The sequence below is a fragment of the Bacillus sp. SIMBA_074 genome (assembly GCF_046534555.1).
Taxonomy (GTDB): Bacteria; Bacillota; Bacilli; order Bacillales; family Bacillaceae_G; genus Bacillus_A; species Bacillus_A mycoides.
Genome location: NZ_JAWRYM010000369.1, coordinates 1 through 282, shown reverse-complemented (window position 1 = coordinate 282; position 282 = coordinate 1). Strand labels below are relative to the sequence as shown.

Below are 282 nucleotides of genomic sequence, written 5' to 3'. Positions count from 1 at the left end.
AGGGGCGAAACGGACATCGACATCTTTAGGGATCGGGGCTTCAAGCGGATCAAGTTTAAGCGCAAACACCCGCCCATTTCAGACAGGGTGAATGCGGTGAACTCGATGCTAATGTCGGCCTCCGGCCAAATTCGGCTCTACGTCAACGAAACGTGTCGAGAAACCATTGCGGCCTTTGAGCAGACGCTTTACAAGCCAGGTGGGAGAGACATCGATAAGGCGGCGGGAGTTGAGCACCCTGCTGACGCGTTGGGCTACTGTCTTGAAATCGAACGACCTCTG

Annotated in this window: 1 protein-coding gene; it reads left to right on the top strand. The window is 55.0% G+C overall.

Annotation, left to right across the window (positions count from 1 at the left end):
* A partial coding sequence (locus SB773_RS31205) for a phage terminase large subunit family protein (protein ID WP_410594150.1) occupies positions 1–282 on the top strand: 282 nt, incomplete at both ends.